The organism is Desulfurispirillum indicum S5, from assembly GCF_000177635.2.
GTDB classification, from domain to species: Bacteria; Chrysiogenota; Chrysiogenetes; order Chrysiogenales; family Chrysiogenaceae; genus Desulfurispirillum; species Desulfurispirillum indicum.
In genome coordinates, this window is the sequence record NC_014836.1 from 19778 (window position 1) to 45857 (window position 26080).

The 26080-nt window shown below is 57.5% G+C and carries 24 protein-coding genes; 14 read left to right on the forward strand and 10 right to left on the reverse strand.

Translation table 11 applies throughout. From position 1 onward, the window contains the following. Positions 1-63 precede the first annotated feature (63 nt). The 5 genes from SELIN_RS00105 to SELIN_RS00125 all read right to left on the reverse strand — a co-directional run bounded on the left by SELIN_RS00105 (position 64) and on the right by SELIN_RS00125 (position 6909). Entirely contained in the window at positions 64-1533 is a 1470-nt protein-coding gene (locus SELIN_RS00105; protein WP_013504669.1) for a multiheme c-type cytochrome, read from the reverse strand. 380 nt (positions 1534-1913) lie between these two features. Then, a complete protein-coding gene (locus SELIN_RS00110; protein ID WP_013504670.1) occupies positions 1914-3266 on the reverse strand; it encodes a sigma-54-dependent transcriptional regulator in 1353 nt (450 codons plus the stop codon). Next, the gene (locus tag SELIN_RS00115; RefSeq protein WP_013504671.1) at positions 3244-4851 is read right to left on the reverse strand and encodes a sensor histidine kinase; all 1608 of its coding nucleotides are present in this window, start codon (positions 4849-4851) and stop codon (positions 3244-3246) included. The genes SELIN_RS00110 and SELIN_RS00115 overlap by 23 nt, the downstream gene beginning before the upstream one ends. Positions 4852-4874: 23 nt before the next feature. Further along, positions 4875-5804, reverse strand: coding sequence for a phosphate/phosphite/phosphonate ABC transporter substrate-binding protein (locus tag SELIN_RS00120; RefSeq protein ID WP_013504672.1), 930 nt, complete (start codon positions 5802-5804; stop codon positions 4875-4877). Positions 5805-5808: 4 nt separating this feature from the next. Further along, positions 5809-6909 (reverse strand): Nif3-like dinuclear metal center hexameric protein, encoded by a 1101-nt coding sequence (locus tag SELIN_RS00125; protein ID WP_013504673.1) that lies wholly within the window; start codon positions 6907-6909, stop codon positions 5809-5811. 206 nt (positions 6910-7115) lie between these two features. Between SELIN_RS00125 and SELIN_RS00130 the strand changes: the two genes are divergently transcribed. Continuing rightward, positions 7116-8306, forward strand: coding sequence for an HD-GYP domain-containing protein (locus SELIN_RS00130; RefSeq protein WP_013504674.1), 1191 nt, complete (start codon positions 7116-7118; stop codon positions 8304-8306). A 2-nt stretch (positions 8307-8308) separates the two neighbouring features. Beyond that, entirely contained in the window at positions 8309-9214 is a 906-nt protein-coding gene (locus tag SELIN_RS00135) for a sensor domain-containing diguanylate cyclase (protein ID WP_013504675.1), read from the forward strand. A 10-nt stretch (positions 9215-9224) separates the two neighbouring features. On the opposite strand, the gene SELIN_RS00140 is transcribed toward SELIN_RS00135, so the two are convergent. From SELIN_RS00140 to SELIN_RS00155, 4 genes are all read right to left on the reverse strand, one after another. Then, the gene (locus tag SELIN_RS00140) at positions 9225-9650 is read right to left on the reverse strand and encodes a universal stress protein (RefSeq protein WP_013504676.1); all 426 of its coding nucleotides are present in this window, start codon (positions 9648-9650) and stop codon (positions 9225-9227) included. A 293-nt stretch (positions 9651-9943) separates the two neighbouring features. Continuing rightward, positions 9944-11242, reverse strand: a complete 1299-nt coding sequence (locus SELIN_RS00145) for a TRAP transporter large permease (protein WP_013504677.1) — start codon at positions 11240-11242, stop codon at positions 9944-9946. A 1-nt stretch (position 11243) separates the two neighbouring features. Beyond that, a complete protein-coding gene (locus SELIN_RS00150) occupies positions 11244-11756 on the reverse strand; it encodes a TRAP transporter small permease (RefSeq protein ID WP_013504678.1) in 513 nt (170 codons plus the stop codon). A gap of 94 nt (positions 11757-11850) precedes the next feature. After that, on the reverse strand, positions 11851-12888 hold the full coding sequence (locus SELIN_RS00155) for a TRAP transporter substrate-binding protein (protein WP_013504679.1): 1038 nt from the start codon (positions 12886-12888) through the stop codon (positions 11851-11853). 210 nt (positions 12889-13098) lie between these two features. Between SELIN_RS00155 and SELIN_RS00160 the strand changes: the two genes are divergently transcribed. The 12 genes from SELIN_RS00160 (at position 13099) to SELIN_RS00215 (ending at position 24781) form a co-directional block, all read left to right on the forward strand. Beyond that, positions 13099-13446, forward strand: a complete 348-nt coding sequence (locus SELIN_RS00160) for a hypothetical protein (RefSeq protein WP_013504680.1) — start codon at positions 13099-13101, stop codon at positions 13444-13446. 54 nt (positions 13447-13500) lie between these two features. Continuing rightward, complete coding sequence (locus tag SELIN_RS00165) at positions 13501-14718, forward strand: TolC family protein (protein ID WP_013504681.1); 1218 nt, start codon at positions 13501-13503, stop codon at positions 14716-14718. Further along, positions 14711-16189 carry an efflux RND transporter periplasmic adaptor subunit gene (locus tag SELIN_RS00170; RefSeq protein WP_013504682.1) on the forward strand — a complete coding sequence of 493 codons (1479 nt, stop codon included), beginning with the start codon at positions 14711-14713 and terminating at the stop codon, positions 16187-16189. Before SELIN_RS00165 ends, SELIN_RS00170 begins: the two co-directional genes overlap by 8 nt. After that, positions 16186-19314 (forward strand): efflux RND transporter permease subunit, encoded by a 3129-nt coding sequence (locus SELIN_RS00175; protein ID WP_013504683.1) that lies wholly within the window; start codon positions 16186-16188, stop codon positions 19312-19314. The genes SELIN_RS00170 and SELIN_RS00175 overlap by 4 nt, the downstream gene beginning before the upstream one ends. 503 nt (positions 19315-19817) lie before the next feature. Next, a complete protein-coding gene (locus tag SELIN_RS00180) occupies positions 19818-20180 on the forward strand; it encodes a copper-binding protein (RefSeq protein WP_013504684.1) in 363 nt (120 codons plus the stop codon). A gap of 159 nt (positions 20181-20339) precedes the next feature. Next, positions 20340-20696 carry a hypothetical protein gene (locus SELIN_RS00185; RefSeq protein WP_156787992.1) on the forward strand — a complete coding sequence of 119 codons (357 nt, stop codon included), beginning with the start codon at positions 20340-20342 and terminating at the stop codon, positions 20694-20696. Between the two features lie 184 nt (positions 20697-20880). Further along, a complete protein-coding gene (locus tag SELIN_RS00190; protein ID WP_013504686.1) occupies positions 20881-21249 on the forward strand; it encodes a hypothetical protein in 369 nt (122 codons plus the stop codon). Positions 21250-21281: 32 nt separating this feature from the next. Next, positions 21282-21749, forward strand: a complete 468-nt coding sequence (locus SELIN_RS13560; RefSeq protein WP_013504687.1) for a copper-binding protein — start codon at positions 21282-21284, stop codon at positions 21747-21749. A 69-nt stretch (positions 21750-21818) separates the two neighbouring features. After that, positions 21819-22025 carry a helix-turn-helix transcriptional regulator gene (locus SELIN_RS00200; protein ID WP_013504688.1) on the forward strand — a complete coding sequence of 69 codons (207 nt, stop codon included), beginning with the start codon at positions 21819-21821 and terminating at the stop codon, positions 22023-22025. Positions 22026-22034: 9 nt separating this feature from the next. Further along, positions 22035-24326: a heavy metal translocating P-type ATPase gene (locus tag SELIN_RS00205; RefSeq protein ID WP_013504689.1), complete on the forward strand. Its 2292-nt coding sequence runs from the start codon at positions 22035-22037 to the stop codon at positions 24324-24326. Then, a complete protein-coding gene (locus SELIN_RS00210) occupies positions 24323-24559 on the forward strand; it encodes a DUF2933 domain-containing protein (RefSeq protein ID WP_013504690.1) in 237 nt (78 codons plus the stop codon). Before SELIN_RS00205 ends, SELIN_RS00210 begins: the two co-directional genes overlap by 4 nt. Before the next feature lie 15 nt (positions 24560-24574). Further along, positions 24575-24781: a helix-turn-helix transcriptional regulator gene (locus SELIN_RS00215; protein WP_013504691.1), complete on the forward strand. Its 207-nt coding sequence runs from the start codon at positions 24575-24577 to the stop codon at positions 24779-24781. A 34-nt stretch (positions 24782-24815) separates the two neighbouring features. On the opposite strand, the gene SELIN_RS00220 is transcribed toward SELIN_RS00215, so the two are convergent. Further along, positions 24816-26069 carry an alginate export family protein gene (locus SELIN_RS00220; protein ID WP_013504692.1) on the reverse strand — a complete coding sequence of 418 codons (1254 nt, stop codon included), beginning with the start codon at positions 26067-26069 and terminating at the stop codon, positions 24816-24818. Positions 26070-26080 lie beyond the last annotated feature (11 nt).

Genomic DNA, 26080 nt, shown 5'->3' on the forward strand with positions numbered 1-26080 from the left:
AGAGAATGTTCTCTGCCCCGTGGCTTTAAGGAGATAGACAGGAGACGTCTGGGAGAGTCGGTATCAGCGTTTGGTCGGATCAGCTCCCACGAAGGTGGTGCGACCATCTTTTTCCATGGCCGCCTTTTCCCAGGGCCAGATGGACTCCCAGTCAGCAGCTTTCTTGGCGTCGCCACCCTTTTTCAGAGCCCAGTGGTACTGATCGGGGGAGAGGCCGAAGGAGCGGCCTTCTTCATCCAGGTTGAAGATGTGCTGCTTGTTCGCGACGCGGCCACCCTCATTGTCCCAGTTACCATAGCCGTAGCGGGGCCAGCCGGTGCGGCCATCAAAGGCGCGCAGCACTTTTTCGGCCTGACCCAGGTGACACTTGGCGCAGGTTTCCACGGGAGACTTGTCAAAGAGCCATGGGCTTTCGGGGTTATTGCCCACATTGTGGACGGTGTGGCAGTCGAAGCAAGCCATCTGGGCATGGGTGCTGTGATCACCCTTGATGGTGGCGCTCAGCATCAGGTCCATATCCTGCTGGTGGTCACGGCGGCCTTTGCCATCGACAGAAACCTGACGGTTCCCTTTCCCCCAGGCGGGGCGGGTGTACTGCATGACGTCTTCATAGGAATGCTCGCCCAGTACGAAGCCACGGTTATCGTTGGAACCCTTTCCGTGCATGGTGTTGGTCTGGGCACGGGTGTGGCAGCGGTTACAGGTGACCATGCGCTCCGATGGATCGGTCAGCTTGGCGGGGTTGATGATGTTGGACTTGGAAGGCATTCTGGCGTGCTCGGCACCGCCACCATGGCAGGCTTCACAGGAGACACTGATGTCTACCGAGAAGACATCGCGCAGATGATTGCGCTGCCCTTTCTTGAAGGCCTCTTTTGCATCATACCAAGCGTCAGCATCGAATCCAGTGGTGTGGCAGGCGATGCACTGCTCCTGCCAGGAGCGCCAGGTGCCGTAGTTGTTTTTGTTGATGTCGCCGTCTTTGGGACGCACTTCAATGAAGAGGAACTTGTAGCCGGCGCGATCCTTGTTGCCGGGGTAGTCAACGACTGTGGACTTGTCGAGGGTCCAGGAGATGCCACCATCCTTGGTGTGGGCCAGCCACGCCTTGTCAGGTGAGCCATCGTAGTATACCGCATAGCGCTGCTTGCGCTGGCTGCCAACAACCAGTTCTACTTCTTCGTATTTCACCTTGGTGGTGGAGACGTAGTTGGTGTTGGCGTCCTTGCGGTCCAGGATCATGTACGTGTCAAGTTTGTCCCAGTCGCGCTTGATCCAGGGGTAGATCTTTTCGCTGCCCCAGGGATAACGATCCTTGTCCTGCTTGTAGTAGATGTCGGGGTAGGCAGGGCCCCACTCGGTCTTCATGGTGTGCCAGCTGCTGGACCAGTCGTTGTGAACGCCGGCATGGCACATTTTACAACCGTCGGCTCCCACGAAGCCTTCGGTTTTCCAGGTCATGTAGTCTTTGGCCGAGGCTGCTGTCACGCTGAACAGCACCAGCAGCAAGGCGATAAACCAGTGTTTTCGCATAGAATCTCCTCCTGAAAAATTACGATTTCCCCGACGCACTGTCAGGGCAGAAAATAGGTGGCCATGGACTGGGTCACCGCCAGCAGCAGAACGCATCCGGTGATAATCCCAAACAGCAGTAGCCTGTACATGTGTAGACCTCCTTGCGCTTCTCCTGCTGGTGAGAGAGCAAACGAATTGCCAATTTTTTCACATGTGTAAAGTATTTGTTTTTCGTGTTTTGTGTTGCTGTATTTTGAAGTGGTGCGTCAGATCTGACCTGATTGTCTCAGGCAAAAAAACTGAAAAAAAGCGAGCTGTTCCTGGTATGGGCGGATGGGGATTGAGGGAAAGAAGATATACTGTGCCTGAGCCGGGAACGCTCCTGGGTCAAAAATGACTCAGGAGCGGTAGGTATCCGGGTCAATGGTGTAGCGGCGCAGCAGACGCTGCAGATTGGCGCGATCCAGATTCAGGGTGCGTGCTGCCTGGGTGATATTACCTCCGGCACGGCTGAGGATGCTGCCCAGGTATTCGTGGTGAAATTCACGCAGGGCCTGCTCTTTCGCTTCATTATAGGGAAGCTGTGTATCCATGGGTAGCCGGGAGAATCCATGGATTTCCGCTGGGAGGTCATCGGGGAAAATATGTTCTGCCTCAATGAAGACACACAGCCTTTCCATCAGGTTTTCCAGCTCACGGATATTGCCCGGCCAGTGATAGGCACACAGGATATCCATGGTGCGGGTTTCAAGGCGCTTGCGCCCCTGCAGAAAATGTTCGGCCAGCATGGGAATATCTTCGCGGCGTTCACGCAGGGGTGGGACGGCGATGGGAAAGACATTGATGCGGTAGAACAGGTCTTCACGGAAGGCTTCCTGCTCCATCAGGTGGTTGAGGTCACGGCTGGTGGCGGTGATAACCCGCACGTCCACACCCTTCTCCATGTTGTCTCCAAGCCGTCGCACTTTTTTCTCCTGCAGTACCCGCAGCAGCTTGGCCTGGACGGCGGGACTGGTGTCGGCGATTTCGTCCAGGAAGAGGGTACCGCCATCGGCATGCTGAAAAAGCCCCTGGCGCGCCTCTGCAGCACCGGTGAAGGCCCCCCGGGCGTGGCCGAAGAGTTCACTTTCCAGCAGGGTGTCGGGCAGGGCGCTGCAGTTAACGGCCACAAAGGGCTTGGAGCTGCGTGGCCCACACTGGTGGATAGCCCTGGCCACCAGTTCCTTGCCGGTGCCACTCTCTCCTTGCAGGTTAACGGTGGCGTCACTTTGGGAGACCTTCTGGATCAGGGTAAACAGGCGCTCCATGGCTACGGACTTTCCCACCATATGGTGGAAGCTGCTGGTCCTGACCAGTTGACTGCGCAGGAGGGTGTTCTCCCGCTCCAGCCTGCGCTTTTCCAGCACGCGTCCGACGGCGTGGAGCACGTCGTCATTCTGGAAGGGCTTGACAATGTAGTCATAGGCTCCGCTGCGCATGGCATTCACGGCATGCTCAATGGAGGCAAACGCGGTCATGATGATGACGTCGGTGGCAGGCTGGAGGTTTTTGACGTGGTGGAGAATATCCTCGCCTGTCAGCTGTGGCATATAGAAATCGGAGAGCACCAGGTCGAACTCCTGGCGGGAGAGAACGTCTACCGCTTCATGGGGGTCACTTTTACAGACAACGTCCATGCCTGCCTTCTGCAGGAGGCGCTTGAGGAGACGGCACATGGCCTGGTCATCGTCAACAATCAGGATCTGTGTCATCTTTATGCTCCTGTTCGTTAGTCTGATAGGCGGGCAGGGTAATGGTGACGGTGGTTCCCTTGCCTGGCGCGCTTTCGAGGAGAATATCGCCGCCATACTCCTTGATAATGCCATAGGATATGGCCAGTCCAAGGCCGGTGCCGCCGGATTTGGTGGTATAGAACGGCTGGAAAATTTTTTGCTGCTGCTCGGCGGGAATGCCGGGTCCGCTGTCGGTAATGGCGATCATGACCGTATCCCTGAGGGTGAAGGTGCGAATGTGCAGCCTGCCCCTGCCCTCCATGGCCTGGATGGCATTCAGGACAATATTGAGGAGTACCTGCTTGAGCTGCATGGGGTCTGCCGATACGTCGGGCAGGTCGGAGGAAAAGTCCCTGTCGATGGTAATGCCTTTGGTGGCCGTCTGGTAGGAGACCAGGGTCATGGTTTCGTCCAGCAGCTCGTTGACGCAGGCGAGGGAGGTACTGTGGGAGGGAACGCGCGCGAACTGCAGCAGGCTCTGGACAATGCGCCGGCAGCGCAGCGCTTCCTGCTCAACGACCTTCAGGTCCTCGTAGAGGGGGTGGGACTCGTCCACCTCTTCAAGCATGATACGGCAGAAGCCGGTGATAGCGTTCAGGGGGGTGCTGACCTCATGGGAGACTCCGGCTGCCAGGGTTCCCACTGCCGCCAGGGTTTCAGCTCGCACCATCTGGGCCTGGGTCTCCCTCAGGGCGGCTGTCGCCTGTTCCACCCGGTGCTCCAGATTTTCGTTCAATTCCTGCAGTTCCTGCAGCAGGCTGTCTTTTTCGCGGTGAATCCTGTCCAGACGCTCAGCCATGGTGTTGAAGGCTTCGGCCATGATACCGATTTCATCGCGGGTTTTCACCTCGACCCGCTGGGAGAAGTCGCCCCGGGAAATGGTCTGGATACCTCCGATGAGGTTCTGTACCGGGCGGGTAATTCCGCGAATGACCACCAGAAAGATGCTGGCGCAGAAGAGCAGGGTGAAGGCGATGGAGAGCAGGATGGCGTGGCGTGAGCGTTCGATGATGCGATTACTGTTGCTGTGAACTTCCAGCCACATTTCATGGGCCGCGTGGTGGGCGGTTTCCAGGGCGCTGGTGATAATCTGCCCGTTCTGGGTGGCCATCTGTTCGCGGATCTGCCGCTGCAATGGGTCGCGGGTAGTGATGAGGACGCTGACATCCCGCTTGTACTCTTCCAGCAGTTCATCGATATCGGAGAAGATATTGTTGACACTGAGCAGCCTCTGCTCAATACGCGGATGGCACTGCATGCAGGTGACATCGCCGAAATGGTTCTGATATTGAGAGGAGAGGATATGGCGGTTGTTTTCAAAGGACTCTATGTAGGTAACCAGGTCGTCGATATTGCGGCTGTACCCGGCTTGATGGCGGTAGAGCTCGGCCTGGGCACTGCGCATGAAATAGAGCATCTCATTGTAGATACTGATGATCACGTTCTGCTCGCTGGCAATACCCTGGTTGACGATGATGGTTTCCAGGTGGCGCAGCACCATGAGCGCTCCCATGATGAAGAGGAGCATGGCCAGGCCCAGGCCGACAAAGAGTTTCTTTTTCACGAACGTCTCTCCATATGGCTCCCCTAATCGGCAAAGCTGAAATGGCTTGAATCGACTCCCAGTTCATACATCATAACGCGCAGCGAGTCGAATTCCTCGTCGCGGGTTGCCACGAACGAGGATGCCTCCAGTTGCTGCAGGGCCGTGATTCCCTGCTGATAGGTATGCATGGAGACCAGGGTTTCCTGCAGGCGCTCCAGCAGGGTGTCCGCCAGGTCACTGCGCAGGGAGAGCGTATTGGAGGGGACTGGTTCGGATATGGTTAATATCAGCAGGCCTTCCTGCAGTTCAGGCCAGTCGCTCTGCATGGCCCGAATGACATCATCTTTGGCGGCTCCCAGGTGGGCGTGCCCGTTATACACCGCCAGCACGACGCTGTCATGGCTTCCCATATAGCGAACCGTGTTGAAATACCAGGACATATCGATTTTTTCACTCTGATAGAGATACCAGCGGGGAAAGAGTGCACCCGCCAGGGTTGCCGGATGCACCAGGGCAATGTCCTTGTCTTTCCAGCTGCGGATATCTTCGGTAATGCCGGTATCGTGGCGGGTGAACACAATACTGCGATAGTCTGCTCCGTGGGTCAGGTCGACCAGACGGGCAACGGGGAGAACGTATCCTCGTTCGTGCATCAGCACATAGTTGAGGCTGCCAAGAACGGCGGCATCAATAACCTGTTCTTCCAGTTCGCGGGCAATGGCACCATAGCTGTCCAGCAGTTTGATGCGAACATTCATATGGAGGACATCGGAAAGATATTCGGTGAGGGGCTGGTAGCGGCGACGCTGTTCAAAGACATTCTTCTCCGGCAGGACGCCGATGACCAGGGTTTCTTCACGTATTATCCGCGTACTGGGAGCATTGACCTCAGAGGGGTTTCGCTCACAGGAGCTCAGCAGGCCGCAGATCAGCAGAAGCGCAGACACCGCCAGGATGGGAAAGCGCCCCATGGTTTCACCACACCTGCAGTGGGTTGGCTTCACAGCTGCTTTTCACCACTGTGACCGTGGGAAAGGCGTCGCAGATAATTTTTTCCATCAGATCACTGAAAATGCGCTCAGTTCCGAAGTGCCCGCAGTCGATGACTGTCAGGCCATTTTCAATGGCCCATATGGCGTCATGGTATTTGAGGTCTCCGGTGATATAGACATCAGCCCCTGCCTTGCTGGCCTGTTTGACCAGTGATCCGCCTGAACCGGTGACAACAGCCACCTGGCTGATCTGCTCCGCTCCACCATTGGCTACACTCACGTGGGTGAGGCCCAGGGTCTTTTTTAGCTGTTCAACGAGCTCTGGCAGAGTTTTCGGCTGTTCAAAGCTGCCGATACGGCCCAGACCCACTGAGGCGCGTCCGGTCTTCAGGGGGATCAGGTCGATGGGTGGAGTATGGTAGGGATGGGTCATGTAAATGGCGTTGGTGACATTCTCCACGTCATTGACGTGGACGGTGGCTTCCAGGCGGAATTCGCTGCACTCTTCGTTCATCTTGGCGCGGTGGTCGTCAAGATTCTTGTAGGTGGCGCGACCTTCAGAGATAAAGGCGCGATGGGTGAAGGGGCCCAGAACGCCTGCGCCAGCCTTGTACATGGCCTGGGAGATGCTCTCCAGGGCGTCTTCATCCCGGGGCAGGCAGACGATCACCTTATAGAGTTCGTCGACGTTTTCCATCACCAGGGGACTTTGCACCTTGATGTGCAGCAGTTGGCACAGGTAGTCATTAAGCCCTCCCCAGGCGATATCGATATTGGTGTGGGCACAGTAGACCTGGATGCCGCGGCGCAGCGCTTCGGTTGCCAGGGCTGTTTCCGAGGAAGGGCTTGTCAGGAGTTTCTTTACCGGTTTCATCAGTACCGGATGGTGGGTGATGACAAGCCCGGCGCCGCAGCGCGTCGCCTCATCCAGTACAGCGGGAGTCAGTTCCAGAGCCAGGAGGATGGTGCCGACGCGCTGGTTATCATCGCCAATCAGGAGGCCGCAGTTATCCCAGCTTTCGGCCAGCTCAAGGGGTGCGATGGACTCCAGGTGCGAAAACAGGCTTTTCAGCGATAAAGGCATAATTCCTCCTCGTAGTCGTGTATCATCCAGTGAAAAAAACCACTTCCTGCACTTGTCAATTGATGACGGAATTGGTTATAGTCGGCGATTGTGGTTTCGGTATCGTTCAGGTTTTCCCATCGGGATGATATGTTGCAGATATTCAACATGGCAGTCAGTTTTCAGTTTCCACTTCGCAACGCGTTTCTGTAACAGGATAGTACACAATGGATTTTAAAAAAACCATAAAAGTTGACAGCATGAGCTTGGGATATACCACTGCTGAGGAGGTTCGGGATGGTGCCGGCAACCTGGTTGTGGAAGAGGGAATCCGCCTCTATTCGCCTGCGGTCAAGCGGTTGAAGGACGCGGGTATTCGCGAAATCGTCGTATACAAAGGCAAGCGTCGCAATCCGCAGTCCCAGGAGCGCCTGAAGGACTGGGAGCCGGGGCAGACCGAACAAACTCCCTATCGCCATGAGATGGGGATTATTCGCGCTTCCTATGATTTTCTGGCGACCCTGCTGCACAATAACTCACAGCAGATCAGCCGGGGCCAGGCAGCCAGCCTCTCCCCGGACCAGATATCCGGCCACCTGCAGGAGCTCATGGAGAGTTACCTGCGCAACTACCGTACCCTGCTGAGCCTCAGCGGAATGGTCAACAAGCAGTTTCCTCCCCAGGTGCAGCATGCCCTGCGGCGTACCCTGATTAGCCTGGTGCTGGCAGCCCATGTGAACAAGGCGCGCCGCGAGCCCACCATTCATATGGCTACGGCAGCTTTGCTGGCGGATATCGGCATGCTGCGCATTCCTCAGGATCTTCTCAGTAAACCCGGCAAACTCAGCGATGATGAACGCCGGCTGCTGGAGACTCATCCCGTCATTGGAGCCAGACTGCTGCAGGAGAAGGGTTTTCCCCAGGAAGTCCTCCTCTATGTGCTGCAGCACCATGAACGATTTGACGGCACCGGATATCCCCGCCAGCTGGGCAGTGACAAGATATCCCTGGGAGGAGCCCTGGTTGGACTGTGCGATGCCTACTGCGCCATGACCTCAAGTCGCAGTTACCGCAGCGCCGAGAATCCGACCCTGGTTCTGGTGAAACTGCTTCAGGGCAAGGGAGTTGTCCACCATCCGGAACTGGTGGACAAGCTGGTACGCTATATCGGTGTCTTTCCCATCGGCAGCATTGTGAAACTTTCCACGGGTGAAGTGGGTGTGGTGAACCAGCACTCTCCCGAAGCTCCCACGGCTCCGCGGGTGGCCGTTGCCCTGGATGGCAGCGGGAAAAAGGTTCCTCGCCCCTTTTTACGCGATCTGAAGCTGGAAACGGATATCAAGGTGGCCCGCGCCATTGACCCCGAAAACGTCAACCTTGACGTAGCCCCGCTGCTCTATCTGTCCTCAAAGGCATAGACTTGAAAAAACACCCTGACCAGCACCCGACGTTTTTTCAGAACTTCCCCGACCCGGAATTCCTCTTCCCGGTACTGGATCAGCATGTGTGCCTGTGCCAGCTGGATGCCCATGGAGTGATTGGCAATGTGAGCACGGGATTTGCGCGCCTGTGTGGCTACGATCGCAGTGAACTTCTCGGCAAACCCCTGAGCCTGATTCGTCATCCAAAAATGTCCGGGAAGCACTTTCAGCGCATCTGGGAGATGGCCCTGGCCAATGAGCGCTGGGAGGGGGAGCTGAAGATTCTGACCCGTGATGGCCGCCAGATATGGGTTGACAGTTACCTCTGTCCCCTGCCGGACAGTGATGGCTATATCGCGGTTCTCAAAGATGTTACCGGGCATCGTGAACTTGAGGAGACCATTATCAAACTCTATGAAGTCAAGCAGCTTTCCATGCTTGACCCGCTGACCCAGGTATATAACCGCTACAAACTCAGTGAAACCCTGAAAAAGGAGACCACCCGGGCGCAGCGCTACCGCAGCCACCTGAGCTTTATTTTCCTGGATGTCGATCACTTTAAAGCGATCAATGATGAACATGGGCATAACCGGGGAGATGAGGTGCTGCGACAGATTGCCGAACTCATCAAGAACATGCTGCGCCAGAGTGATACCTTCGGGCGTTGGGGAGGGGAGGAGTTTATCATTGTCCTGCCCCATGCCAGCCTGGATGATGCCAGTATGAAAGCCGAGCAGCTGCGCCTGGCAGTAGAGCAGGCGCCACTGAGTATCGGCTCAATTACCTGCAGCTTCGGAGTCACGGAATATCAGCTGGGCGAGCCCCACGATCAGCTGATCCAGCGTGCCGACCGGGCGCTCTATATCGCCAAACAGACCGGGCGCAACCGAGTGGTGGCCCTGTAAGAGTACCGTCTCAGAACAGCATTACCGGGCACTTGACCGCATGCAGTACATAGTTGGCCACTGAGCCGAACAGCACATCACTCACTTCCCCCCGCCCGCGACGGCCCATAATCACCATATGAAAGCCCTCATCATTGGCAATGCGGCTGATGCGCTCACGGGGCGAACCAAACTCCAGGCGCTTTTCCACCGCAATCCCTGCCCGCTCAAGAATGGCGGCATAGCTTTGCAGCATGTCCTCGCCGGACTGCCGCGCGTTCTCACGGATCATATCCACCTGGAAGTCGGGAATCATGCGATAGGTGAGCTTTTCCATATTGATGACATAGAGCAGGGTCAGTTTCGGGGGAAACTGCTCCTTATGGGCGATGATCATACTGAGAGTGCGGCGGGCCGTATCGGAGTTGTCGACGGGAACCAGAATTTTGACATCCATAACAGTACTCCTGGGGTGATCTGTTGATAAAGAGTGTTTCACACAAAGCCCTCAAAGACACCAAGAAAGGCAATGCCGCGCTCGCCTGCTACGCTCAATCTCCCCCGTGTGCTTGCTTCTGCCAGTCAGCGCCGACTGAAACGCTGGCAGCCCGCAGGGTCGTCGCCATGAGGGCGGCGACCGCAAACTCAGTCCGGGATGACGGTTGTTTGCGGCCCCAGTTTCAGACAAGCTGATGGCAGAAATCTGGGGGTTGCTTTTGCGTCACTTTTGGCAGGTCAAAAGTGGCAGATTCACCCTCCGTACCCATACAGCCAGCGCGGCAGGAACAGCACAAAATCGGGCCAGAAGGTCAGCACCAGTAGTACCCCAAGCTGGATGAGCAGGAAGGGGGCCACGGCTTTGGTGACGTAGAGAATATTGCGGTTGGCCACAGTACCGGCGATGTACAGGCTGACTCCCAGCGGCGGTGTGGCGTAACCAATACCCAGGTTCACGGTCATCAGCAGGCCGAAGTGCATGGGGTCGATGCCGAAGCGCGAAAGCATGGGGTAGAGGATGGGGGTCAGGATGATAGTGGCCGAGATAATATCCATGAACATGCCGATGAGCAGGAGGATAATCCCCACCGCCAGCAGGAAGATCCACTGGGAGTGAATGTTGGAGACCACGGCATTGGTGATCTGCCCCGGAATCTGCTCGAAGGTCAGGTATTCGCCGAATACGGAAGCGCCGGCCACGATGATCAACAGGGTGGATGAAGTGACCGCCGAGGAGACCACCACCTTTTTCACCTGGGTCAGCTTCATGTCGCGGTGGATGACGATTTCCACGAAAAAGGCGTAGAAACAGGCCACCACGGCAGCCTCGTTGGCGGTAAAGAGGCCGGAGTAGATGCCGCCGAAGATGATCACCGGCAGCATCAGCGCCCAGAAGCTGTCCTTCAGGGTTTTGAAGACTTCTGCCGGGCTTGGTTTGGGTGCCAGGTCAATATCGGGCAGGCGGCGGCAGTAGAAATAGGCATAGAGGGACATGGCTGCCATGATCAGGAGGCCGGGCATAAAGCCGGTCAGGAAGAACGCCTCCAAAGAGACATTGGTCACCATGGCGTAGAGAATCATGGCGATGGAGGGAGGGATGACCACGCCCAGAATGGGTGCGGTGGTCATGACGCCAATGCTGAACTGTTCGGGATAACGGTGCCTGATGAGGGCGGGAATCATAAAGCCGCCGATGGCCACCACCGTGGCCACCGTGGAACCGGAAATGGCCCCGAAGAAGCCACAGGCCAGAATACCGGCCATGGCCAGGCCACCGGGCAGGGAGCCCACCAGCACGTTGGCAGTCTTGATGAGTTTTTCCACAATGGAGCCGGTGGTCATGATATTGCCGCACAGGACAAAGAAGAGCACCACGATGAGGGCGAACTTGTCCATGCTGCGGTAGAGGACTTCGATGACGATCATGGGATCTATGCCGATGAAGTAGCCAAGTCCTGCCAACCCCACGAAAAAGAGCACAATGAACACGGGAACTGTGGCGGCCAGGGCCCCCAGCAGCAGGGCCAGAATGATGAGGTATGAGGTATCCATGCTACGCGCCCTCCTCATCTGAAGTCGGGCTGCGCCAGTCCTGCCAGTCTTCCACAATCTGCATGCAGGTGCGGATGAACATCATGAATCCCACCAGGGGCAGCAGGCTGTAGAAATACCACTCGGGAATCTGCAGGGTAGAGGTGCGGGCAAAGGGATCGTCATATACCAGTATGGTCATGCCCAGGCCGAGCCAGATCATGATACCGGCAAAGACCAGTACCGCCACATGGCTCAGCACGGTAAGGGGCTTGTGGAAAATGGGCAGGAGCTGGGGAACGGCATCAATGCGGATGAGGGCCCGGCGGCGGATGGCGGCGCTGGCTCCCATGAAAGTGGTGAAAAAGATAACCTTGCGCACCACTTCATCAGACCAGTAAAGGCTGATATCGGTGGTCTTGCGCAGAATGATATTGGTCATGGCGGCGAAGAGAGCCATCATGACGGCCGTGAAGAGGCTCCAGTCTTCCACATGGCCAAGCAGGCGGTCCAAAAAGCGAAATGCTCGTTTCATACTGACATGACTCCAACAAAAAAAAGCCGGGAAGCACCTGCTTCCCGGCTTTTGCAGGCTTCTGAAAAACCCGCTGATTATGCCAGTAAATGATTTATTTTTCCAGCGAATCCCGCACGCGCTGCAGATAATCGGCCCCGATCCGTTCACCCCAGGTCTTGTACACCGGCTCAGCCAGCTCAATCAGGCGTTGTCTGTCAGCGGCTGAAAGGGGAATGAACTCCACGCCCTTGGCTTTGGCAGCGGCGATCTGCTCCTCGTGCTGAATCCTGGCCAGCTCGCGGGATTTGGCACTCTCTTCGGCGATGACATCCAGCAGGATTTCGCGCAGATCAGCGGGCAGGCGGTTGAGCCAGCGTTCGTTGATCAGGTGGATAAAGAGGCCCTGGGCGTAGTTGACTTCGGTGAAGTACTTGGCCACATCGAATTTTCCGGTGATATTGCTGACGGTGGGTGTATGGTCAAGGCCGTCAATGACGCCGGTCTGCAGGGCCTGGGGAACATCAGGCCAGGGCATGACGGTAAAGCGGTTGCCCCAGGCGCGGTAAATATCGATATTGACAGGAGCTTCGGCGATACGGAAATTCACGCCCCGGGCATCTTCCAGGCTGCGTACCGGCTTGGTAGTGGCCCAGCCGTAGGTGCCGTAGCTGGTGATATCAACGGCGATGACTCCCTGGCGACGGGGGCTCTGGCGAAACTCTTCAAAGAGTTCTTCATCTTGAATGAACTTATCAAGTTTTTCGAAGGTGTCCACCACATAGGGCAGGTTCACGATTCCCAGCTTATCGGCCACATTGGCGGCTGCCACTGACGAAGAAAGCATTCCATGTACCGCGCCCATGCGCAGCTTGCTGATAACATCGCGCTCGCCACCCAACTGAGCCAGGGGACGGAAATCCACATAGAGTCTCCCGTTGGAGCGTTCCCAGACCTTGTCCCGGATGCGGTATCCGACGCCAACACCCTCAATGGCCGGGTGGGATATATTGGAAAGGATGTAGGTGTGCTCAGCTTTACTGGGATCGAAGGAAGGTTGCCAGGCGGCAGTGGGGTCGCTCTGGGCCTGTGCCGGCAGAGCAAGGGCGATACAGAAAACCAGTGCGCAGAATCTTCGCCAGGAAGCTATCATGTCTCTTCTCCTTTTTAAAACAGCGGTTGAAAGAATCTAGCATAGGGTCAGCAAAAAGAAAACGGATGATTCAACCGGTGCTTCGATTTTCTTCTTCAGGAGGGGTTTCCCCTGACCGGTATTCGAGCGAAGCTGTTTGATGATGAGCGCAATCATCTATTTCGATAAAATTACTTGACTTTTGCGGAGAATTATCAAACTCTTGTCCCCATGAAAATCTCACGCGTATTCGGCGCTACCATGCTGGTGTTGTTTCTGCTCTCCCAGAGCCTGATGGCGGGGAGCGTGCACAGTGTTGCCATTTCCGATGCCGGGCAGCTCAGCATGGACTCTGGCCACCACGGCCATCATAGTGCTGTCGATACCTCTTCTGACAGTGGCGAATGCGGTGACATGGCCAGCGGATTCTGCGACAGCTGCATCTGCCTGGCACCAGTGGGTCCCGCAGCCAGCCTGAGCTTTCATGTCAACCTGCTGGGCGCCCCTGTCATGGAGTACCACTCTTTCCTGCCCGATCCCCTCAGCGAAATCCTGCCCGAACCACCTCTCGCTTCCTGACAAGAGCCGCTTGCCGACCGGTGTCGGTGTAACGTTTTTCGTCAGGAGAAAATCATGGGAGCAAAAGCCCCACTTTATCAGACACTCTCTCTCGTCTTGTTTCTTGGCCTGTGGCCGAGCATAGCGTCAGCGCTGGAATTGCCCCGTGCCCTGGAAATGGCTCACGAGCGCGACGGTTCCCTGTCTGCCCTGGAAGCCCGTGCCAGCGGCCTGCGTGAGCAGTCTGTCGCTGCGGGGCGCCTGCCCGACCCAAAACTGCTGCTGGGCTATGAAGAGTCGGAAATGATGAGCGAGTTCATGGTGGGAGTTCGTCAGGAATTCCCCCGCTCCAGTCGCCTGAATCTGCGTTCCCAGCAGTTTGAGCATCAGGCCGATGCCCAGCTGGCCCGTCAGGAAGACTGGCAGCGCCAGCTCAACCGCAACGTGCAGCGGGCGTATCTGGAGCTGTGGTATCAGCAGCGGGCGGTGGATATCGTGGACCACCACTCCAATCTGCTGCGCGACCTGGCCGACGTGGCCCGTCAGCAGTACGCTGCCGGCCGCCTGAGCCAGCAGCAGATGCTCATGCTGGAGCTGGAGCAGGCCATGCAGCAGGATCGCCTCACCGGCATTCTCTCTGCCCGCGACGATGCCCGCTCCGCCCTGGCCCGCTGGGTGGGCGAAGCCGCCTGGCAGCAGAAGCTGCCCCACGACCTTCCCGATCTGGCCAGTGTGCCCCCAGTGGATGAACTCCTGTCAGCGCTGCCAGCCCATCCGGCCATTACAGCGGATGACGCCGCCATCAGGGCCCTGGAAAGCGATGTGCGCCTGAGCGGACAGTACTACAGCGGCTTCATGGTGGATGCTCTCTACGCCCGCGCCGACAACGATGACCAGACGTTCACCATCATGGTGGAGGTAGGTATTCCCATCGCTCCCGGCAGGCTACAGGAACGCAATGCCAGTGCGGCCCGCCAGCGCTCCAGCGCGGCCAGCCTCGATCGGATCGAGAAGCTGCGCCAGCTGGAAAGCGACCTGCGCACCCAGCACCAGCGTTGGCAGCACCTGCAGGAGCGCATTGAACTCTCCCGCACCACCGTGCTGCCCCACAGCCGCATTGTCAGCGATGCCGCTGCTTCCGGCTACCAGAACCTGAGCGCCAATTTCGATGGCCTGCTGCGGGCTGCGGTGTACGAACTGGAAAACCAGCTGCGCCACCAGCGCCTGCTGGCCGATGCCGCCCAGGTCCAGGCCAACCTCCTCTACTACTCCAATGGAGCCCACCATGAATAAATCTGCCCTTCTCGCCATCCTGTTCGCCTTTACCGCTGGGCTGACCCTGGGAGCCGTAGCCCTGAACTGGCTGTCCAGCGACGACCACAGTGGCCACGAAGTGGCCGATGGGGCTTCCGCCGAGCGGGAAATCCTCTACTACCGGCACCCCCACAACCCCCGCGTCACCTCCGATGTGCCCCGCAAGGACGAGATGGGCATGGACTACATTCCCATCTATGCCGACCAGGGTGGCAGTGGCGGTGGCATCTTCGTGGCGCCGGAAGTCACCCAGAGCCTGGGAGTACGCACCCGCCCTGTTGAACGCATGACCATGGAGCCCGTAGTGGAAGCCGTAGGCTATGTTGACTACGACGAAACCCGCCTGAGCCACGTGCATGTGCGGGCTGAGGGCTGGGTGGAACGCCTGCACGCCCGCAGCCTCGGCCAGCGGGTGAAGCAGGGCGAGCTGCTGCTGGAGTTCTTCTCCCCCACCATTGTCAACGCCCAGGAGGAGTTCCTGCGCGCCCTGACGATGAATCAGCCTGCCGTGCGTGACGCCGCCCGCGAGCGCCTGCTCTCCCTGGGGTTGAGTCGCCAGACCGTTCAGCAGATTGAACGGGACGGACGGGTGCGCCAGCTTATCCCGGTGTACGCCCGCCAGGATGGCGTCGTCACCGAACTGAATATCCGCGAAGGCATGTACATTACCCCCGGCATGGATATCCTCACCATCAGCGACCTCTCCTCGGTGTGGGTACTGGTGGAGGTATTTGAGCACCAGGCGCGCCTGGTGAAAACCGGTCAGGTGGCCACGCTGCAGCTGAGCCCCGGCGATGACGCCCTCCAGGGGCAGGTGGAATTCATCTACCCCTCCCTTGATTCCTCCAGCCGCGCCCTGCGGGCGCGCCTGAGCGTTGCCAACCCCGATGGCACCCTCAAGCCCGGCATGTTTGCCCGCGCCGCCATTACCACCGAAAGTCGCCCCCATGTACTGGCAATTCCCCGTCAGGCCCTGATCCGCAGCGACAATACCCAGCGGGTCATCGTCGCCCGTGATGAAGGCCGCTTTGAGGCGGTGGAAGTGCGCACCGGGCTGATGACCGCCGACACGGTGGAGATCACGGCTGGCCTTCAGGAAGGCGAGCGTGTGGTCATCTCGGCCCAGTTCCTCATCGACTCCGAAAGCAGCCTGCGGGGCGCCTTTACCCGCCTGGAGACTCTGGAAGAGCTGCAGCCCGGTGACGAAGTGTGGAGTGACGGCATCTATAAGGGCCCCGGCCGCAATCCCGGCTCCATCAACCTCAGCCACGAACCCATTCCCGCCCTGGGCTGGCCCGCCATGACCATGGATCTGGACCTGATTGAGGGGCTGAGCGTTCCCGACCACCTGCAGCCCGGTGATGCATTCGCCTTTGCCCTGGAAGCCCTGGATGAAATCACCTTCCGCATTGTGGCCCTGCGTATTCACGGGGAGGAGGTGCGGCCATGATTGCCGCGATAATCAACTGGTCCCTGCGTAACCGCCTGCTGGTGCTGATGGCCAGCATCTTCCTGGCCCTGTGGGGCATGTACTCCCTGCAGAAGACGCCCCTGGACGCCATTCCCGATCTGTCCGACGTGCAGGTGATCATCAAGACCACCTACCCCGGCCAGGCTCCCCAGGTGGTGGAGCAGCAGGTGACCTATCCCCTGTCCAGCGCTCTGCTGGCCGTGCCCAAGGCCACGGCCGTGCGTGGCTACTCCATGTTTGGCGACTCCTATATCTACGTTCTCTTTGAAGATGGCACCGACCTCTACTGGGCGCGGGCGCGGGTATTGGAGTACCTGAGCCAGGCCGCCGGCAGCCTGCCCCCGGAGGCCACCCCCTCCCTGGGGCCCGATGCCACCGGTGTAGGCTGGGTCTACCAGTACGCCCTGGTGGATCGCACGGGCAACCACGACCTGGGACAGCTGCGCAGTATTCAGGACTGGTTCCTCAAATATGAACTGCAGACCGTGGAAGGAGTGTCGGAAGTGGCCACCGTGGGTGGCATGGTGCGCCAGTACCAGATCACCGTTGACCCCTTTCGCCTGCGCTCCTACGGGCTCAGTACGGCTGATGTTTCCCGCGCCGTGCAGCGGGCCAATCTGGAGAGCGGCGGCTCGGCCATCGAAATGGCCGAAGCCGAGTATATGATCCGCGCCAAGGGCTACATCCAGAGCGTGGAAGATCTGCGCCAGGTGCCCCTGAAGGTCGGCTCCAGCGGCACCCCCCTTCTGCTGGGCGATGTGGCGGAAATCATCACCGGGCCCCAGATGCGCCGGGGTATCGCCGAACTGGACGGTGAAGGCGAAGTGGTTGGAGGCATTGTGGTTATGCGCTCCGGCGAAAACGCCCTCGCCGTGATTGAGCGGGTCAAGGCCAGGATTGATGAAATTCGCGATGGCCTGCCCGAAGGGGTGGAAATCGTGGAGACCTACGACCGCTCCAGCGTCATTGAGCGGGCAATGGAGAACCTGCGCGACACCCTCATCAAGGAGCTGATCGTGGTGGTGCTGGTGTGCCTGCTCTTCCTGCTGCACTTCCGCTCCTCCCTGGTTATCGCCATCAGCCTGCCCCTGGGCGTGCTGGGAGCCTTTGTCATCATGCAGCTGCAGGGCATCAACGCCAACATCATGTCCCTGGGGGGCATTGCCATCGCCATTGGCGCCATGGTGGACGCCGCCATCGTCATGATTGAAAACGCCCACAAACACCTGGAACGGCGCAAGGCAGACAGTGACGAGGATCACTGGGCCATCATCAGCCGCGCCTCCACGGAAGTGGGGCCGCCCCTGTTCTTCGCCCTGCTCATCATCACTATCAGCTTCCTGCCGGTCTTCACCCTGGAAGCCCAGGAAGGGCGCCTCTTCGCGCCCCTGGCCTTCACCAAGACCTATGCCATGGCCGTGGCGGCGGGATTGGCCATCACCCTGGTGCCCGTGCTCATGGGCTACTTCATCCGTGGGCGCATTACGCCGGAACATAAAAACCCCATAAACCGTGTCCTGGTCGTCATGTACCAGCCCATGATCAAGGCCGCCCTGCGCTTCCCCGGCACCATCGTGGTGCTGACCATCCTTGCCGCGGCCAGCATGATCTATCCCGTCACCAAACTGGGTTCGGAGTTCATGCCCGAGCTGGATGAAGGGGACCTGATGTACATGCCCACCACCCTGCCGGGGCTTTCGGCGGGCAAAGCGGCAGAGCTTTTGCAGCAGACCGACCGCCTCATCAAGACCGTGCCGGAAGTGGAGCGCGTCTTCGGCAAGACCGGGCGGGCGGAAACCGCCACCGACCCCGCACCCCTGACCATGCTGGAGACCAGCATCATGCTCAAGCCCCGCGACCAGTGGCGGCCCGGCATGACCACCCGCAAAATCATCGAAGAGCTGGACAGCGCCGTGCAGCTGCCCGGCGTCACCAATGCCTGGGTCATGCCCATCCGCACCCGCATCGACATGCTGGCAACGGGCATCCGTACCCCCGTGGGCATCAAGGTGGCTGGCCCCGACCTGGCCGTTATTCAGCAGATCGGCGAGCGCATTGAAGAGGTGATCGAAGGCGTTCCCGGAACTTCCTCCGTCTATTCGGAGCGGGTCACCGGTGGCCGCTACATCGAAGTGGATATCGACCGCCCCGCCGCCGCCCGCTATGGCCTCAACGTGGCCGACGTGCAGGAAGTCATCCGCACCGCCGTGGGTGGCATGAATATCAGCACCACTGTGGAAGGGCTGGAGCGCTACCCCATCAACCTGCGCTACCCCCGTGACCTGCGTGACTCCCTGGAACGCCTGCAGCAGCTGCCCCTGGCAACGCCCAGCGGCGCCTGGGTAGCCCTGGAGCAGGTGGCCCGCGTGGAGATCACCGACGGCCCCCCCATGATCCGCAGCGAAAACGCCCGTCTCAGCGGCTGGACCTATGTGGATATCCAGGGACGGGATCTGGGCGGCTATGTGGCCGAAGCCCGAGACGCCGTCAACCGCTTCATCGAACTGCCCGCCGGCTATTCCATCAGCTGGTCCGGCCAGTATGAATACATGGAGCGCGCCAACGAGCGCCTGAAAGTGGTCGTCCCCCTGACCCTGGCCATCATCATGCTCCTTCTCTACCTGAGCTTTGGCCGGGTGGGCGAAGCCCTGCTCATCATGGCCACCCTGCCCCTCTCCCTGGTGGGGGGCTTCTGGCTGCTCCACTTGCTGGACTACAACCTCTCCATCGCCGTCAGCGTGGGCTTTATCGCCCTGGCTGGAGTAGCCGCCGAAACCGGGGTGGTGATGCTGGTCTACCTGGATCAGGCCCTGCGGGCGCGCCAGAAAAATGCCACCAGTGAGGGCCGCCGGGTGAGCCTGAATGAGCTGCGGGAAGCCGTGATTGAAGGCGCCCTGCTGCGCGTGCGACCCAAAGTCATGACCGTTGCCACCATCATCATCGGCCTGCTGCCCATCATGCTCAGTACCGGCACCGGCTCAGAAGTCATGCGCCGCATCGCCGCTCCCATGGTGGGCGGAATGGTCAGCGCCACCGTACTGACCCTGGTGGTACTGCCCGCCGCTTACTATCTGTGGAAACGGATTCAGTTGAAATGTGCATAGTTCATTGGAGCAAGCGTGGAAAGAGGCCTAAAGGCCGCACCCTGAACCAGGAGATAATCGTCACATATCTCGATCGTATGCAGAGGCATGAAAGGTGTTGTAACTTCAGTCCTTCTTGCCACTTTGGACCCGCCCAAAGTGGCGCAAAAGCGCCCAGCTACTATTTTCAAATAGTAGCTGGGCTACCGCGTTCCAATGGCAGCGTCCTGGCTGAGACAGCACACGGGGGATAGATAGAAGACACAAATCCCCCCTGAGCCCGTCCGGTAAGTGTGAAGCCTGGCTGGCAAGACCCGCACGGGACACCTGCAGGAAGCAGGTGGTCCGGCAGAGCTGCAGGGATGCAGCGTCTGCCGGATCTCCAGTCCAGGCGAGCAAACGAACCGGATCAACGGGCGTTGGGGGGCGGCTTTTTTGGTCCTTTTTTGGCCGAACCAAAAAAGGACAATGTACAAAGTTGAAAGAGACCTTACATACCCAAACCAAACTCAAGGAGTTGTCCCATGAAAAAGTCCATTATCGCCATCATCGCCGCCGTCAGCCTTCTCTCACTCACCGCCGCCATCACCATGGCCAGCAGTCACGGGCATGGAAACCATGGACACAGCAGCCACGGCTCGGCCAGCGGAGCCATTGGCAGCACCGTCAGTGCCAATGGCGAAGTCATCGCCCTCGACCCCACCGGCAGAACCATCACCCTGCACCATGAACCCATCCGCGCCCTGCGCTGGCCCGCCATGACCATGGAGCTGGACCTGGAGAACCCCTCCATCGCCGAAGGACTTGCAGAAGGCGATCGCATCGTGTTTGACCTCAAGCGCCTGACCGAGACAGACTACCTCATCACCGGTATTCGCAAAAGGTAAGGTAACGCGTAACCCCTTGCTCCATCACAGGAGCAAGGGGTTTTAATATTTATTGGAATATTATTGTTTTCCATTCATGGTAAAAGCACTCAATGTCGATAAAATCGATTTTATAACTTGACTTTTGTGCCCACGGGACTATACTTCAACATTATGAAAATGTATCGCGTTCTAAGCGCCACCACTCTTGTGCTCTTCCTGCTGACCCAGTCGCTGATGGCTTTCGGCGTGACAAGCGTATCAACGCTCCAGCCGCAAAATACCAGCAGTACTGTGGAGCAGCTGCATGCCGAGGGGCTCCATCACCACGAAGATGAGCTTTTGCCCCTTTCGAAGATTGGCAGCTGCGTAGACGCTGGCATGGAACACTGTGAAAGCTGCGTTTGCAAAGCTACCGAGAACGCGTGCTGTGTGCTGGAATTTTCCGTCGCGACTCTTGAAACCCCTGTCCCCGATCTCACTATCAACTTCTCTGATCGTCCATACGAAGTCCTGCCGGAACCTCCTATCTCCTGATAGTGTGTTCAGTTGTGTACAAAAACAGTGAGAGTGCCGCCAAGTTTTGCTGCCAGTGATGGAGCAAGGGCACAAAACACGTTTCCCTGAACAACTGCACACATACGTGACCACTTGTCCATCGCTGGGGCCCTTTTTATGGGCATTCCCATGGCAAAACCACGAAACCATCAGGAGTATTATCATGAAAGTATTTATTAAGTCTGCCATTATAAGTGTGTTTGTCTCTTCCATCGCCCTGACCGCAATGGCTGGCAACGATCCGTGGAGAGATTTTGAGCCATCCCAATCAATCAACGAGCTGACCATATTCTCATTACATGACAGCTCTTCACGCCAAGGTGATACCGTATCCGAGGGTGTGGCATTCCGTGATCTGGCACCACAGCAGGATATCAATGAGCTTGCCATATTCTCCTTGTACAGCAGCACTCCATCGAATGACTACGATACAACGCCCGGCAATCAGGCATTTCGCGACTTGTCACCACAGCAGGATATCAATGAACTTGCAATTTACGGCCTGTTCCAGAATAACGCAGCTGCGTACTGATGCAGAATAACGTCTTAATTAAGGATCTACCCATGAAATCAGCAATATTTGCTTTAGTCGCTATCGCAGGCGTTATCACCATCTTATCTTTCACCGTAATGGCCCATCATGACAGCAACGGCATGCACAATAATGGGATGCACTCGAGTAAAATGGAGATGCACGGCAAGATGTCGGGCAAGCATGATCAGAGTGATATGCATGGTAAAAAGGAAATGCACAGCAAGAAAGGCATGCACGAGGGTATGCATGGCGAGGCCGCTGGTGAGCATCACCGTGCCAGCGCCCGTGGCGAGGTGCTTGCCATTGGCACCGACGGCAAGAGTCTTACCATTCGCCATGAACCCGTAGCAGAGCTCGGCTGGCCAGCCATGACTATGGAATTGGCACTGAAACACCCTGCCCTGGCAGAAAAGGTTCGTGTTGGCGACCAGATCACCTTCGAACTGGAGCAAACCTCTGAATTCGATTACGCCATAACAGACATTCACGGTCACTGATCGCCTTCCTCTCCAGCAGTGAAATAGAACTCACTGCTGGAGAGAGTTATTTCAACAGGGAGGGCTTGGATGAGCCAGCAGCAGTTTGTGCGTATTGCTGAAGCGGCAGATCTCCTCGGTGTTTCTCGCCAGTGCATCTACCAGTATATCTACAGTGGTCGCCTGACAAAGTACGTCGATAAGCGGCATCCAAAAAGAATCTACGTGGACATGAACGAGGTCAGTGAGTTGACACGGCCCAGTATTGTGCGGGCTGATCAGCTGCCTGACGAATAGGAGGCAGACATGGAACGCGCCGAGCAGCACCCCACCAAAACTGTGGAGTTTGTTGTGCCGGGAATGGGCTCCGGTCACTGCGCCGGTATCATCCGCCATACCCTTGGTCGCCATTCAGGAATTCAGGACATCCAGACCCATATCGCTACCCACAAGGTCAGGATAACCTTTGAACAAACCACAATTTCTGTAGATTCGCTGCGCCAGGCCATTGAAAATGCCGGTTACGATGTGGTGGGGCAAAGCAGCGAAGAGCATGACCGGGAAGCCTTGTCAGAGGATGAGGATGGTGAAAGCCGCCACCTTGCCATGACCTATTGCAACATGTGGATTGCCCTGGTGCCCGCCACACTTATTATGGCGCTGATGGTGCCCCACATGTTCTGGCAGCCTGTACCAGGCTATCTGGCAATCATCAGCCTGCTGGCATTCCCGGTGGTCTTTCTCCATGGAGGTGCCCAGACCCACCGCTCCGCCTGGCGCTCCCTGAAAAACCGCACCGCAAACATGGACGTACTTATCTCCCTGGGGAGTCTGCCGCCCTACTTTCTTGGATTGCTGGGCTTTTTCACGCCCATGACATCGTTCACCGAAATGGCCGCCACCATCATGGCCTTTCACCTCATTGGCCGCTATCTGGAAGCCAGAGCAAAGGGGCGTGCCTCCATGGCCATTCGTCGCCTGCTGACCATGGGTGCCAAGCATGCCTGGGTGGAGCGTCCCGAGGGTGAAGTGCAGATCCCGGTCGCTCAGCTGGTACCGGGCGATATTATTATTGTACGCCCTGGCGAGAAGGTGGCCAGTGATGGCGAAATTATAGATGGCCAGAGTCACGTGGATGAGTCCCTGGCAACAGGTGAGTCTTTGCCTGTCTATAAAGCCACAGGTGACCCGGTAATCGGGGCAACCATCAACAAGGAAGGGCGTCTGCGCGTCCGCGTGACCCGTATAGGCAAGGAGAGCTTTCTTTCGCAGGTTATCCAGCTGGTGGAGCAGGCGCAGAGTTCCCGCATTCCCGTTCAGGAATTTGCCGACCGGATGACTGGTCGCTTTGTTCCCCTGGTGGTGCTCATTTCTCTGGCAAGCCTGACAACTTGGCTCCTGGCCGGGGAAGCATTGCGGCCCATCCTGTACTGGGGCGCAGAGTTTCTCCCCTGGGTGAACCCGGAGGCTTCAACCGTGGTAGTGGCGCTGCTTGCGGCAATTGCTGTCCTGGTTATCGCCTGTCCATGCGCCCTGGGACTGGCAACACCCACCGCACTCATGGTAGGCGCTGGCGTTGGAGCTGAAAACGGTATCCTTATTCGCTCCGGCGAGGCTATCCAGACATTTCGTGAGGTAAAAACCGTCTTGCTGGATAAGACGGGCACCATAACCGAAGGCAAGCCGCACATTACCAAGATACACTCCCTGGAGAACACCGACGAAGCCACCATTCTGCTGTTGGCCGCATCGGTGGAGCATGCTTCCGAGCACCCTTTGGTCAAGGCCATTGTTGAGGCAGCCCGAGAGCGTGACATGAACCCGCTGGAGGTCACTGACTTCCAGTCAGTAACGGGAGCTGGTGTCAAGGGAACCGTTGAGGGCAAAGCCATCCTGGTGGGTAACCAGCGTATCTTTGCCCATCAGGAGATTCAGATTGGCGAAGCGGCAACCAGGGTGCAGGCAGATCTGGAAACTGATGGGAGCACGGTGATGGGTCTGGCTGTTGATGGCAAAGTTGTGGGGCTCATCGCCCTGCGAGACACCATCAAGGAGCGCTCGGCTATGGCAATACGGGCCATGAAGCAAAACGGATTGCGGGTTGTCATGGTCACCGGTGACAATAAGGCGGCCGCCAGAGCCATTGCCCGTGAAGTGGGCATCGACGAAGTGCAGGCGGGAGTATTGCCTGAAGGCAAAGTGGACGCCGTTCGCATGTGGCAACAACGCACCGGAACCCGCGTAGCCATGGTGGGGGACGGAATCAATGATGCGCCAGCCCTGAAGCAGGCCGATGTGGGTATTGCCCTGGGAGCAGGGGCTGATGTGGCCATTGAAGCCGCAGACGTCACCCTGATTCGCAACGACCTGACAGGAGTGGTTGAAGCCATGCATCTGTCAAAGGCCACATTCCGCAAAGTGGTGGAAAACCTCATCTGGGCCAGCAGCTACAATGCCGCAGCCATACCCATTGCAGCGGCGGGGCTGCTGCATCCCATGATCGGGGTTATTGCCATGGTGGCCAGCTCCCTCTCGGTCATCGGCAACTCCCTCTTGTTGCGCCGTACAGCACGCAACTTTCCCCGGTGGCAGTCATGAAGCGCTCCATTTTCTGCGGCAGGAAAATATTCACCATTGCCATGCTGCTGGCAGCGGCTCTGGTCATGGTGCTCCTGCTGAGCGGAACCATAAGCCTCGAAGACGGTCGCTGGATCTGGCTTGTCCCCATTGTTCTGTGTCTGGGCATGCATCTGCTTATGCACCGGGGCCATGGCAAGCACCGTGAAGACGATGACCATGAGCATTCAAACCGCAATAAACCCTTCGATTGAGTAAAGGAGTGGAACATGCAGCAATCTTTTATTCGAGCCTATGAAGCCGCAGAAATCCTTGGTGTAAGCCGACAGTGCATTTATCAGCATATTTCCACGGGAAAGCTTACCAAGTATGTTGATCGTAAGCGCCGCAGAGACGTCTACGTAGATTACGGAGAGGTCATGGAACTCCAACAACCCCAAATAATCAGAGCTGACGAAAAAAGTCCCCGGGCATAGCCCGGGGACTTTTTGAATCATTGTCTGGCGAAATTCAGAAGCGGTAGGTTACAGCGGTACCAACTTTCCAGGCATCATCTCCGGCGCCGAAATCATCATCGGCAATCAGATACCCACCACCGACAGTGAGAGTTACCCCTTCTGCCAGAGTGCAGTCAAAGTAGACATCGATTTCGTGGCCAAGCGCACGCGCACTGGAGTTGGCACGGAAGACATTATCCTGAGCTTCCTGGGCAAAGATATAGTAGGCGGAAAGCTTATGCCTTGGGTTCAGATTATGCTCGGCACCAAGCTTCAGGTATTGGTAGTTCATGTAGTAGTCGCCACGGGTTCCGGTAGCAGCAGCAGATGAACCACCCATGGCGCTGCGGCCGTCGAAGCGTCCGCCAGTGATGATTTCGGAGAAGTTGTTATAACCACGCACGTTAATGAATTCGCCTATCTTGCTGTCACCGTAGTGTGCCCCTTCCACGGTGTACGCGGTGGCACCGGAGCGATAAGTCCCTTTAAGGCGAACGGCAAGACCATTGCCATCACTGACGTCAGTGCCGGTGATATCGGCATCGTTATCCCAGCTGTTGGCAATCAGGGTTCCCTGCAGCCTTATGTCGCCAATATTTCCATCGGCCTCCACGCCTAGGTACCAGCTTTCAAAGTCATTGGAGAAGCCCTCATTGCGCAATCCCAGCCCGGTAGGCTGTCCATTGAGATATCCCACAAAGGGGGAAACATTCCAGCCACCAGCCTGGGTGGAGTATTGCAGCTGATAGTAGTCAGCATCCTGCTTGTGGCTGGCAGGATCTCCTTCAGCCAGCTTTGTCCAGGCAAAATGCAGCCCATCACCACTGTCCAGGGTGTAGTGCAGTTGCATCCCTGAAGCATCGTCTCCCTGGATAAAGCCATCACCCAGCCAGTAACCCTGCGCGCCCAAGGTAGCGTGCAGCTCGGTTCCGGGAACATGCAGGTCGAGGTAGAGGTGCTTGATCTCAATGGCGCCAGTTTCGTCTGCGCCTACCTTTCCAACCGCGTTATCCCCCCAAGTGCTGTCCATCTCTATGGCAAATACGGCTTTGGCGTGCTCATTCAAAGCTGCATTGGTCCATAAACGGTAACGTTGGTCCACTCCACGGGAGCTGTCATTCACATTGTCGTTTCCATTCAGATTATCGTAGGCAAAACCCCTGACTTGCATAAAGCCATTGAAGTCAATATTCAGGCCTTCAGCTGCGGATACTGAAGTCATTGCCAGGGCTGCGCAGGATGCCATGATCAGACGATACTTTTTCATCAAATCCTCCT

Bases quoted from the DNA above. Each gene is read 5' to 3' on its own strand.
- SELIN_RS00200 (WP_013504688.1), top strand. From the start codon at position 21,819: ATGAGCCAGCAGCAGTTTGTGCGTATTGCTGAAGCGGCAGATCTCCTC.
- SELIN_RS00130 (WP_013504674.1), top strand. From the start codon at position 7,116: ATGGATTTTAAAAAAACCATAAAAGTTGACAGCATGAGCTTGGGATAT.
- SELIN_RS00160 (WP_013504680.1), top strand. From the start codon at position 13,099: ATGAAAATCTCACGCGTATTCGGCGCTACCATGCTGGTGTTGTTTCTG.
- SELIN_RS00150 (WP_013504678.1), bottom strand. From the start codon at position 11,756: ATGAAACGAGCATTTCGCTTTTTGGACCGCCTGCTTGGCCATGTGGAA.
- SELIN_RS00105 (WP_013504669.1), bottom strand. From the start codon at position 1,533: ATGCGAAAACACTGGTTTATCGCCTTGCTGCTGGTGCTGTTCAGCGTG.
- SELIN_RS00205 (WP_013504689.1), top strand. From the start codon at position 22,035: ATGGAACGCGCCGAGCAGCACCCCACCAAAACTGTGGAGTTTGTTGTG.
- SELIN_RS00170 (WP_013504682.1), top strand. From the start codon at position 14,711: ATGAATAAATCTGCCCTTCTCGCCATCCTGTTCGCCTTTACCGCTGGG.
- SELIN_RS00145 (WP_013504677.1), bottom strand. From the start codon at position 11,242: ATGGATACCTCATACCTCATCATTCTGGCCCTGCTGCTGGGGGCCCTG.
- SELIN_RS00165 (WP_013504681.1), top strand. From the start codon at position 13,501: ATGGGAGCAAAAGCCCCACTTTATCAGACACTCTCTCTCGTCTTGTTT.
- SELIN_RS00220 (WP_013504692.1), bottom strand. From the start codon at position 26,069: ATGAAAAAGTATCGTCTGATCATGGCATCCTGCGCAGCCCTGGCAATG.
- SELIN_RS13560 (WP_013504687.1), top strand. From the start codon at position 21,282: ATGAAATCAGCAATATTTGCTTTAGTCGCTATCGCAGGCGTTATCACC.
- SELIN_RS00120 (WP_013504672.1), bottom strand. From the start codon at position 5,804: ATGGGGCGCTTTCCCATCCTGGCGGTGTCTGCGCTTCTGCTGATCTGC.
- SELIN_RS00215 (WP_013504691.1), top strand. From the start codon at position 24,575: ATGCAGCAATCTTTTATTCGAGCCTATGAAGCCGCAGAAATCCTTGGT.
- SELIN_RS00180 (WP_013504684.1), top strand. From the start codon at position 19,818: ATGAAAAAGTCCATTATCGCCATCATCGCCGCCGTCAGCCTTCTCTCA.
- SELIN_RS00110 (WP_013504670.1), bottom strand. From the start codon at position 3,266: ATGACACAGATCCTGATTGTTGACGATGACCAGGCCATGTGCCGTCTC.
- SELIN_RS00140 (WP_013504676.1), bottom strand. From the start codon at position 9,650: ATGGATGTCAAAATTCTGGTTCCCGTCGACAACTCCGATACGGCCCGC.
- SELIN_RS00155 (WP_013504679.1), bottom strand. From the start codon at position 12,888: ATGATAGCTTCCTGGCGAAGATTCTGCGCACTGGTTTTCTGTATCGCC.
- SELIN_RS00125 (WP_013504673.1), bottom strand. From the start codon at position 6,909: ATGCCTTTATCGCTGAAAAGCCTGTTTTCGCACCTGGAGTCCATCGCA.
- SELIN_RS00190 (WP_013504686.1), top strand. From the start codon at position 20,881: ATGAAAGTATTTATTAAGTCTGCCATTATAAGTGTGTTTGTCTCTTCC.
- SELIN_RS00175 (WP_013504683.1), top strand. From the start codon at position 16,186: ATGATTGCCGCGATAATCAACTGGTCCCTGCGTAACCGCCTGCTGGTG.
- SELIN_RS00185 (WP_156787992.1), top strand. From the start codon at position 20,340: ATGTATCGCGTTCTAAGCGCCACCACTCTTGTGCTCTTCCTGCTGACC.
- SELIN_RS00210 (WP_013504690.1), top strand. From the start codon at position 24,323: ATGAAGCGCTCCATTTTCTGCGGCAGGAAAATATTCACCATTGCCATG.